This is a genomic window from Blastomonas sp. (genome assembly GCF_030373265.1).
Lineage (GTDB): Bacteria > Pseudomonadota > Alphaproteobacteria > Sphingomonadales > Sphingomonadaceae > Blastomonas.
The window spans coordinates 104,160-112,763 of record NZ_JAUCZC010000011.1; the positions used below are offsets into that span (position 1 = coordinate 104,160).

Here is an 8,604-nt window from a genome sequence, read left to right on the forward strand (position 1 = left end):
GCCACTGCTGATCATCAGCAGACAGGGGGCGGTATTCATGCGCAGGATCGGTTTGGTCGCGGCTGTGCTCGGTGTCGGTTCCAGTGCGGCCATGGCGCAGCCCAAGCCGACACTTCCTGCCGAGCTGGTGCTGTCGGGCGACAACATCATCGACGTTACCATCAGCGGCGCGGCGCTGCGGCTGGAGGTGCGGCCCGAGGCGGCCGACGCGCCGACACTCAACCCCGATGTCGCTGCCAGGCTGCAGCTGAAGCCGGGAATGCTGGCCTTCAGCAGCATGGTCGGGTCGGAAAATGTCAACGGCAATTCTGCGGTCCACAAGGTCGATTATGGCGCAGGTGCCAAGAACCAGCGGATCTTCTGGGCGGACCGTGCTTCGTCCACTCTGGCCGACGGCACGATCAGCCCGGCCTCGCTTCCCTACAAGCGCATCCGCTTCGCGCTGCGTGCGCCAATCGCCGGAGAAAGCGACTATCGGCTGCCGCTCGACAATTTCGGCTTTCTGGGGCGGCTGGGGGTCGGGACGACGCTTGATCTGGATGGCGAGAAAGTCCGTCTGCAGTTCAGCCTGCAACGCGACCAGACACTGGTCAGCGCGCCGACCGGCAACTGGCTCTCTCGCACCCGCGCGGGCAAGTTTTCAGGCCAGCCGCGGCAGACCTTGATCTACTACGGGATCATGCGACCCACCCGGGAAATGGCGCTGGCCATGCCGATTCCGGTCGGCCCTGCGAAGCTAACCAGCATCGATGTCCGCTACAGCGATTATGGCGATGCCCCTGGGATTGCGGCCGACGACAGCGCTGGCGGAGATTCGGACGAGATCGTGGTCGTCGGCAAGAAGGACAAGAAGGTCGATCTGCGCATCGTGGCCGGCCGCCGGTTTCTGCAGGGTTGTTCGGCGCTGGTCTACGACATGGAGCAGCGTGTGATGGCACTGACATGCGCGGTGGAATAAGCGAACAAGGGCTTGGTCAGAGCGGACGCGCGGCCGCCGCCTCATAAGCCGTGATCGTCCGGTCGTGAATGCCATGGGCCGCGCCCGCCGCGCGCCATTTTGCCATATGCGCGCTGGCGGCATGGGCATCGAACGCAGCCTGATCGACCCAGCATTCGCTGACGCGAATAAGTCCGGGTTCGATCACGTCGTGCGAAAAGGCGTAATGGATACAGCCCTGCTCCGCCCGGCTCGCTTCGATCATGGTCGACATCGCCGGCTGGACCGCTGCCAGCTGCTCAGGCGGGAACCGGTAATAGCCAGCAATCACGATCATAGCCGAACCCTTCAGATTTCAAGCTGGCTGCCCAGTTCGACAACGCGGTTCGACGGCAGGTTGAAGAACTCCATCGGGCTGGCCGAGTTGCGCAGCATCCACGCGAAGATCTTCTCGCGCCACACCGGCATGCCGGGGCGCTCTGCGGTCAGCAGCGTCTGGCGCGACAGGAAGAAGCTGGTCTGCAGCATCTCGAACTTGCCGCCGCACACCTCCTTGACGTCCTTGAGCGCAGCAGGGACATCGGTCGACTGCATGAAGCCGTAACGCAGGATCATGCGGAAGAACCCGTGGCCCAGCGCCTCGACCTGGAAGCGGTTGGCGTCGGTAACATAGGGCACCTCCATGATCTGCACCGTCAGGATGACGACGCGGTCATGGATGACCTTGTTGTGTTTCATGTTGTGCAGCAGCGCGGTCGGCACGCCGGTGGTCGCCGATGCCATGAAGATCGCGGTGCCCTTGACCCGAGTGGCCGAGCCTTGCGCGGACTTCACGAACACCTCGATCGGCAGCGCGCTCTCGATCATCGTCTCGCGCATCAGCTTGCGCCCGCGCGCCCAGGTGGTGAGCAAAGTGAAGGTGAACGCGCCGATGACCAGGGGGAACCAGCCGCCATCGGGGATCTTGGTGGCGTTGGCGAGGAAGTAGGCGCCATCGACCACCACGAAGGTGACGATGACGGGGACCGCCATCCACAATTTCCATTTCCACATCGCGATCAGCAGCACCGCCATCAGGCAGGTGTCGATCAGCATCGCGCCCGTCACCGCGATGCCATAAGCCGCAGCAAGGTTGCTCGAACTCTGGAAGGTCAGCACCAGCAGAATCACCGCGATCATCAGCACCCAGTTGATCAGCGGTATATAGATCTGGCCGCTTTCGGACGCACTCGTGTGCTTGATCGACAGCCGCGGGATATAGCCCAGCTGAATCGCCTGATGGGTGATCGAGAACGCGCCCGAGATCACCGCCTGGCTGGCGATGAAGGTCGCGGCGGTGGCCAACAGCACGAGCGGTAACCGCAGCATGTCGGGCGCGAGCAGGAAGAAGGGGTTCTTGATCGTCTCGGCGGCTTCCAGCGGCCCCATGCCGATGATCATCGCGCCCTGGCCGAAATAGTTGATCAGCAAGGCTGGCATGACGAAACCGAACCACGACAGGCGCAAGGGGCCGCGCCCGAAATGGCCCATGTCCGAATACAGCGCCTCTGCGCCGGTAACCGCCAGCACCACCGAACCCAGCGCGAGAAACGCGAACCAGCCATCGTTGATGAAGAACCGCACCGCATACCATGGGTTCAGCGCCAGCAGAATCTCCGGATTGAACACGATCTGGTAGACGCCGAGCACGGTGATCGTGACGAAATACACCACCATGATCGGTGCGAACAGCGTGCCGATCTTGGCAGTACCGCGCGACTGGATGACGAACAGGAACACCAGCAGCGCGACGGCAATCGGTATGACCAGCGGCTGCAGCGCGGGATTGACGACGGTCAGGCCCTCCACCGCCGACAACACCGAAATTGCAGGCGTGATCATGCTGTCGCCGTAAAATAGCGCGGTTGCAAACACCCCTAGCAGGATCAGCAGCCAACCGTAGCTGGTCCGCCCGATACTGCGCGAAATCAGCGCGACGAGGGCAAGGCTGCCACCCTGGCCCTTGTTGTCGGCACGCATCAGGATGCTGACATACTGGACGCCGACGACCAAAGTCATCGACCAGAAGATCAGACTGACAACGCCAAAAATGTGCTCGCGATCGGGCGTGAGCGGATGGTGCCCGGCAAAGGTTTCGCGGAAGGCGTAAATCGGGCTGGTGCCGATATCGCCGAACACGATGCCGATCGCGCCGAACGCCAGCAAGGCCACCGAACTGCTGTGGGTATCGGCATGGCCGGCCTGCTGGGCCACCTGCTCACCGGCCATCGAACCGGCAGACGGCTGCTCTGGTGGCACTTCTGAAGGAGTATCGGTTATCATCGGGCAGTTTGCGAGCGCGTGAAGCAAAAGCCACCTGCGCTCATCGTCCCCTTTCGCCTATCGCCAAATCGGCAATGGCACGCGGATTAGCATGGGGCATGATGCGGTGCAATATAATCGCGGTGTAGCGATTATTGTTCAGATTCAATAGGTTGAGCGGGAGATGTGGGAGGAGACATCGCGCCTGGCATGCCTGGAGCAGGCGCACCGCTCTGCTGCGCGATCAAAGCATCGATCCGCGCGAGTCGCGTGGTCAGGTCCTCGCGCCATTCCGCATCGGGCGGCGAGCGCTCAAGCAGTTCCGCCCAGATGGCGCGCGCCTGCTGCAGCTGGCCCGATGTCGCCAGCGCCAGCCCCAGGAAGAAGGGCGGCGCGGGATGGTCCGGTGCCAGCGTCGCGGACCGCTGATAGGCGAACTGCGACGCGGGAGTGAGCAGACCATTGCTGTGCCCCACCAGGGCATTGCCCAGCGCCACCCAAAGGTCTGCGTCCTCGGGGTGGTTCTCCAAACCCTTACTGAGCGCGGTTGCTGCGGTCGCGAACTTGCCCTGGCGGCTCTGGGAATCCGCCAGCACCAGCCATGCGCGCGCATCTCCGAAGTTGCCGCCCATTTCGTCGCGCTGCTTGGCCAGGTCCTCGTCGAACATGCCCAGTTTCTCCACCGGCTCCTTGGGCGATCCGGCAAGCGAGGGCTGGCCCTGCCAGGCATAGCCTGCAATCCCCAGGAACAGGGCTGCGCCGGCGAGCTCCCATGCCTTGCGGGGCATCTTGCCCAGCCAGATCATGCCGGCCATGATGGCGACCGCCACCAGCAGAACGATCACCCACGTCATCAGCTCTTGTCTCCGGTGGCTCTGGCCCTGCCAAAGCGTTTGCGTGCGATCAGCGCAGCGAACAGCAGCAGCACGATGGGGGCTGCAAACAGCGGCCATGTCATCGCGGTCACCTGCGGTTGATACGACACCCAATCGCCATAGCGCTCGATCAGCCAGGCGCGAATTGCCTCGGGATCTTCGCCTTCCGCGATACGGGTGCGCACCTGATGACGCATGTCTCCCGCCATCGGCGCGTCGGAATCGGCGATCGACTGGCTCTGGCATGTCAGGCAGCGCAGCGTCATCATTAGATCCTGCGCGGTCTTTTCCTGGGCGGGATCATCGAGCTGCTTGTAGGCATAAGGCGCTGGCGGCAGCGAGTCCTGCGCGGCAAGCGGGGCAGCAAGCATCGCCAGCACCATCAGAATGAGGCCACGGATCACTGGGCTTCCTTCAGTTTCTGCAGGATCATCGGCACATGCTCGGGGCGGATATCGCCGATATGCTGGTAGCGGATCATCCCCTGGCCATCGATGACGAAGGTTTCCGGAACGCCCGACGACCCCAGATCGAACTGGATCTTGCTGACATCATCCGCGCCGATCCGCGCATAGGGGTTGCCGTTGCGCGCGAGAAACTGCTGCACATCGGGGCTGCGATCGCGGATCGCGACACCGTTGATCTCGACCCCGGCATCGGCAAGCTGCTGCAGATACGGCGCCTCGGCGATGCAGGGCACGCACCAGCTGGCGAACACGTTGAGCAGCTTGGGCTTGCCATCGGTGAAGTTGGTGCGGGCGAGCGCCGGACGGTCCGGCACCGCCTGCGGCAGATCGAACTGCGGCAGCGGCTTGCCGATCATCTGCGAGGCGATGGTACGGTCTGCCGGCGCGATCAGCCCGGTTGCGAACACGGCAAACAGCACGCCGAACAGCGCGAGCGGCAGCCAGATGGCCCAATGCTTCATGATATCGGGCCCGTCATGCCAGCGCTTCTTTGCCTCCGGCCACGGCAGGGTCCGGCGCAGGCGCGGCGGTCGGCTCGAACTCAGGCTCGTCCTTGCGGCGGCGATCCCGCGAGGTGCGACCGACCAGCGCCAATATGCCGCCCAGTCCGATCATCAGCCCGCCGTACCAGATCAAGGGAACGAACGGCTTCCACCACAGGCGCAGCTGCCAGCGGCCATCGTCGCCCTCTTCGCCCAGGACGGCGTAGAGTTGCCCGTTCCAGCGAGTCAGCAGCGCCGCCTCGTTGGTCGCGGTCGGGGGCGAGGCGAACATGCGCGACTGCGGATTGAGCACCGTCTGGACGTTGCTGTCACCATAGCGCGCGACCAGACGCGCCTCGAGCGCGGTCCAGTTGGCACCCGCGATCGGCTTCACGCCTTGCAGTTCGATCGTCCAAGGTCCCACCGTGTGGCTCTGCCCGAATTCGCTCGCGACCAATTTTTCGGTGTTGAATGCGCTTTCGGACGCCATGCCGGCAAGTGCCACCGCGATCCCCAGATGCGCGATCACCATGCCATAGATGTGCGCGGGTGTGCGGCGCAGATTGCGCTTCCACAACGGCAGCACGCTGGCGATCGCAAGCCCGGCAGCGAACACCAGCCCCAGCAGCGGCAGAATTCCGATATCGCCTGCGAACACCACCACCAGCGCCAGCGCGACGGCGGCAGCAAGCGCGGGCACCGCCATCAGGCTCGACAGCTTGCGACCATTGTCCGAGCGCCAGCGCATCAGCGGGCCAGCCGCCATGATGATCAGCATCGGGAAGACAAAGATCGCGCTGACGGGATTGAAATAGGGCGGGCCCACCGAGACCTTGGTATCGAACGCTTCGGTCACCAGCGGATAGAGCGTGCCCATCAGCACGATGCCCAGCACGCCGACCAGCAGCACGTTGTTCATCACCAGCGCGCCTTCGCGGCTGAACAGATGGAAGCGCGCGCCTTCGGTCACGGTCGAGGCGCGCAGCCCGAACAGCGCCAGCGCGCCGCCGATATAGATGGCGAGCAATGCGAGGATGAACGAACCGCGTTCGGGATCGACCGCGAACGCATGCACGCTGGTCAGGATGCCCGACCGCACCAGGAAGGTGCCAACCATCGACATCGAGAACGCCACCACCGCGAGCATCACCGTCCAGGCCTTGAGCGCATTGCGCGTCGCCAGCACGCTAACCGAATGCAGCAAGGCGGTTGCGGCCAGCCATGGCATCAGCGAGGCGTTCTCGACCGGATCCCAGAACCACCAGCCGCCCCAGCCAAGCTCGTAATAGGCCCACCACGATCCTGCAGTGATGCCGAGCGTCAGGAAAATCCACGCCCCCATCACCCAGGGCCGCATCGCACGCGCGAAGGCAGGGCCGACGTCGCGGGTGATCAGCGCTCCGATGGCGAAGGAGAAGGCGATCGAAAGCCCGACATAGCCGATATAAAGCGTCGGCGGATGGAAGGCGAGACCAGGGTCCTGCAGCAGCGGGTTGAGGCCGTTGCCTTCTGCCGGAGCAGGATTGAGACGCTCGAAGGGGTTCGAGGAAAACAGCATGAAAGCATAGAAGCCGAGGCTCACGAATGCCTGCCCCGCCAGCGTCGCCACCATGGTGCGCTCATTCAACCGACGCTCGAGCAGCGCGACGAAGCCGCCGGCCATCCCCATCACGGTCACCCACAACAGCATCGAGCCTTCATGATTGCCCCAGGCGCCGGCGACCTTGTAGATGATGGGTTTGAGCGAATGGCTGTTGGCCGCGACCAGCTTCACCGACAGATCGGTGCGCAGGAACAGGACGATCAGCAGCGCGAACGCGATCGCGACCAGTACACCCTGCACCACCGCGATCGGGCGGACGGCGGGGAGAAACTCGGCGCCCCTGACGGTCAGCGCGTAGCTGCCCAGCACAAGTTGCAATACGGCCAGCGCCGCGGCGAGCCACAGCATCGCGAGCGCGATTTCAGCAATCATGGGTTCTGCACCGTGCCTGCGACCTTTTCGACATCAACCTTGGTCATGTCGCGCATTTCGCGCGGCACGTAGTTCTCGTCGTGCTTGGCGAGCAGATTGTCGGCGACGAAGAATCCGGCCTTGTCCATCCGGCCTTCGGCGACGACTCCCGATCCTTCGACGAAAAGGTCAGGGGTGATACCGGTGAAGCGCACCGGAACCGTGCCCTTGCCGTCCTCGACGATGAAATCGATGGTGACTCCGTCAGCCTGGGTCTTGATCGATCCGGTCTGAACCATGCCGCCCAGACGGATCGCCTGGCCAGGCTCAACGCCCTTTTTGGCGATATCGCCCGGCGTATAGAAATAGCTCGCCTGATCGCGCAGCGCATAGGCCGCGATCAGCCCTGCGGCAATCAGCCCGACAAAGGCGATGCAGATCAGGACGAGACGCTGGTGCTTGGCTTTCATGGGGTTTGGCATTTGGGGTGTGTCCGGTTCACTTGCGCTTGAGCGCATCCAGCCGCGCTTCTGCGCGCCGCAATGTCATCCAGCAATAGCCGATCAGGCCGATTGTGCCACCAATGCCGAGCACATAGGACATTATGACATAGGTCCACTGGGTCATGCCGCGGCCAGCCTGCGCATGCGCGCCTCTATCCGGATATCCGCCAGCAAGGTGCGCATCCGCATGAGGATGATCGCGCCGAAGATCAGCGAGAAGCCGATCACCGCCATGCCAAGCGGCCACAGGAATGCCGGATCGATCGCCGACTTGCCCATGGTGATGCTGGCCGGCTGGTGCAGGCTGTTCCACCACACCACCGAGCGGTTGATGATCGGAACGTTGATCGCGCCGACAAGCCCGAAAATTGCAGCGACGCGCGCGGTGCCGGTGCGTCCGGCGGCGGCGTCCTTCTGGCTGGCATCGGCAAGCGCCATATAGCCCAGATACAGGAACAGCAGCACCAGCATCGAGGTCAGACGGCCATCCCACACCCACCAGGTCCCCCAGGTCGGCCGCGCCCAGATCGATCCGGTGGCCAGGCACAACGCGCAGAAGAAAGCTCCGGGCAGCGCCGAGGCGCGCGCGGCGATCCCGGCCAGCGGGTGCCGCCAGACCAGTTCGACCAGGCTGGCGATGGCGATGCTGGTCCAGCCGGCCATACCCAGCCATGCAGCCGGAACGTGAATGTAGAGAATGCGCACCGTGTCGCCCATCAGCCGGTCGGCAGGCGCGTTGAACAGGCCAAGGAACAGGCCGATCGCGACCATGATCACACCCGTGACCAGCAGCGCCGGAGTCAGCGGCCGGGCAATCGACAGAAATCGCGTAGGATTGGCAAAACCATGCATGAGCGAGCGTTGCGTCAGCTTCCTTCCACCGAGGCATATCGGCGTCGCCCCTTGTTGCCACGATGCTGGCACCGCCTCAAGGGAATTTGCGTGTTGGGGGGCTTAGAGTGTGGCTGCCACCATCCACGCGCCTGCTTTTCCCTCCCCCTTGATGGGGGAGGCAGCGAGACTTGGTGGCTTGCCACCTAGGGTCAGGACTCATTGATCCAGAAGATGAAGATAGCCGCGAACGT

The 8,604-nt window shown here is 63.6% G+C and carries 10 protein-coding genes; 1 reads left to right on the forward strand and 9 read right to left on the reverse strand.

Going from position 1 to position 8,604, the window contains the following annotated elements:
• Positions 1-37: 37 nt before the first annotated feature.
• A complete protein-coding gene (locus QUV11_RS08750; RefSeq protein WP_300881701.1) occupies positions 38-958 on the forward strand; it encodes a hypothetical protein in 921 nt (306 codons plus the stop codon).
• Positions 959-974: 16 nt separating this feature from the next.
• Here QUV11_RS08750 and QUV11_RS08755 read toward each other — a convergent pair whose 3' ends face one another.
• The 9 genes from QUV11_RS08755 to ccmC all read right to left on the reverse strand — a co-directional run bounded on the left by QUV11_RS08755 (position 975) and on the right by ccmC (position 8,371).
• Positions 975-1,274, reverse strand: coding sequence for an antibiotic biosynthesis monooxygenase (locus tag QUV11_RS08755; protein WP_300881703.1), 300 nt, complete (start codon positions 1,272-1,274; stop codon positions 975-977).
• Between the two features lie 11 nt (positions 1,275-1,285).
• Positions 1,286-3,205: a potassium transporter Kup gene (locus tag QUV11_RS08760; RefSeq protein WP_300881724.1), complete on the reverse strand. Its 1,920-nt coding sequence runs from the start codon at positions 3,203-3,205 to the stop codon at positions 1,286-1,288.
• 185 nt (positions 3,206-3,390) lie between these two features.
• Positions 3,391-4,092, reverse strand: coding sequence for a tetratricopeptide repeat protein (locus tag QUV11_RS08765; protein WP_300881705.1), 702 nt, complete (start codon positions 4,090-4,092; stop codon positions 3,391-3,393).
• A complete protein-coding gene (locus tag QUV11_RS08770; RefSeq protein WP_300881726.1) occupies positions 4,092-4,496 on the reverse strand; it encodes a cytochrome c-type biogenesis protein in 405 nt (134 codons plus the stop codon). The genes QUV11_RS08765 and QUV11_RS08770 overlap by 1 nt, the downstream gene beginning before the upstream one ends.
• Positions 4,497-4,513: 17 nt before the next feature.
• Positions 4,514-5,041, reverse strand: a complete 528-nt coding sequence (locus tag QUV11_RS08775; RefSeq protein ID WP_300881706.1) for a DsbE family thiol:disulfide interchange protein — start codon at positions 5,039-5,041, stop codon at positions 4,514-4,516.
• 13 nt (positions 5,042-5,054) lie between these two features.
• Entirely contained in the window at positions 5,055-7,037 is a 1,983-nt protein-coding gene (locus tag QUV11_RS08780; RefSeq protein WP_300881708.1) for a heme lyase CcmF/NrfE family subunit, read from the reverse strand.
• Positions 7,034-7,486, reverse strand: a complete 453-nt coding sequence (ccmE, locus tag QUV11_RS08785; RefSeq protein WP_300881710.1) for a cytochrome c maturation protein CcmE — start codon at positions 7,484-7,486, stop codon at positions 7,034-7,036. The genes QUV11_RS08780 and ccmE overlap by 4 nt, the downstream gene beginning before the upstream one ends.
• 28 nt (positions 7,487-7,514) lie before the next feature.
• Complete coding sequence (locus QUV11_RS08790) at positions 7,515-7,643, reverse strand: hypothetical protein (protein ID WP_300881712.1); 129 nt, start codon at positions 7,641-7,643, stop codon at positions 7,515-7,517.
• Positions 7,640-8,371: a heme ABC transporter permease CcmC gene (ccmC, locus tag QUV11_RS08795; RefSeq protein WP_300881714.1), complete on the reverse strand. Its 732-nt coding sequence runs from the start codon at positions 8,369-8,371 to the stop codon at positions 7,640-7,642. The genes QUV11_RS08790 and ccmC overlap by 4 nt, the downstream gene beginning before the upstream one ends.
• Positions 8,372-8,604 lie beyond the last annotated feature (233 nt).

What these genes read in the sequence shown, in the direction of transcription:
- QUV11_RS08750 (WP_300881701.1), top strand. Translation starts at nt 38, where the DNA reads ATGCGCAGGATCGGTTTGGTCGCGGCTGTGCTCGGTGTCGGTTCCAGT.
- QUV11_RS08755 (WP_300881703.1), bottom strand. Translation starts at nt 1,274, where the DNA reads ATGATCGTGATTGCTGGCTATTACCGGTTCCCGCCTGAGCAGCTGGCA.
- QUV11_RS08760 (WP_300881724.1), bottom strand. Translation starts at nt 3,205, where the DNA reads ATGGCCGGTGAGCAGGTGGCCCAGCAGGCCGGCCATGCCGATACCCAC.
- QUV11_RS08765 (WP_300881705.1), bottom strand. Translation starts at nt 4,092, where the DNA reads ATGACGTGGGTGATCGTTCTGCTGGTGGCGGTCGCCATCATGGCCGGC.
- QUV11_RS08770 (WP_300881726.1), bottom strand. Translation starts at nt 4,496, where the DNA reads ATGGTGCTGGCGATGCTTGCTGCCCCGCTTGCCGCGCAGGACTCGCTG.
- QUV11_RS08775 (WP_300881706.1), bottom strand. Translation starts at nt 5,041, where the DNA reads ATGAAGCATTGGGCCATCTGGCTGCCGCTCGCGCTGTTCGGCGTGCTG.
- QUV11_RS08780 (WP_300881708.1), bottom strand. Translation starts at nt 7,037, where the DNA reads ATGATTGCTGAAATCGCGCTCGCGATGCTGTGGCTCGCCGCGGCGCTG.
- ccmE (WP_300881710.1), bottom strand. Translation starts at nt 7,486, where the DNA reads ATGAAAGCCAAGCACCAGCGTCTCGTCCTGATCTGCATCGCCTTTGTC.
- QUV11_RS08790 (WP_300881712.1), bottom strand. Translation starts at nt 7,643, where the DNA reads ATGACCCAGTGGACCTATGTCATAATGTCCTATGTGCTCGGCATTGGT.
- ccmC (WP_300881714.1), bottom strand. Translation starts at nt 8,371, where the DNA reads ATGCATGGTTTTGCCAATCCTACGCGATTTCTGTCGATTGCCCGGCCG.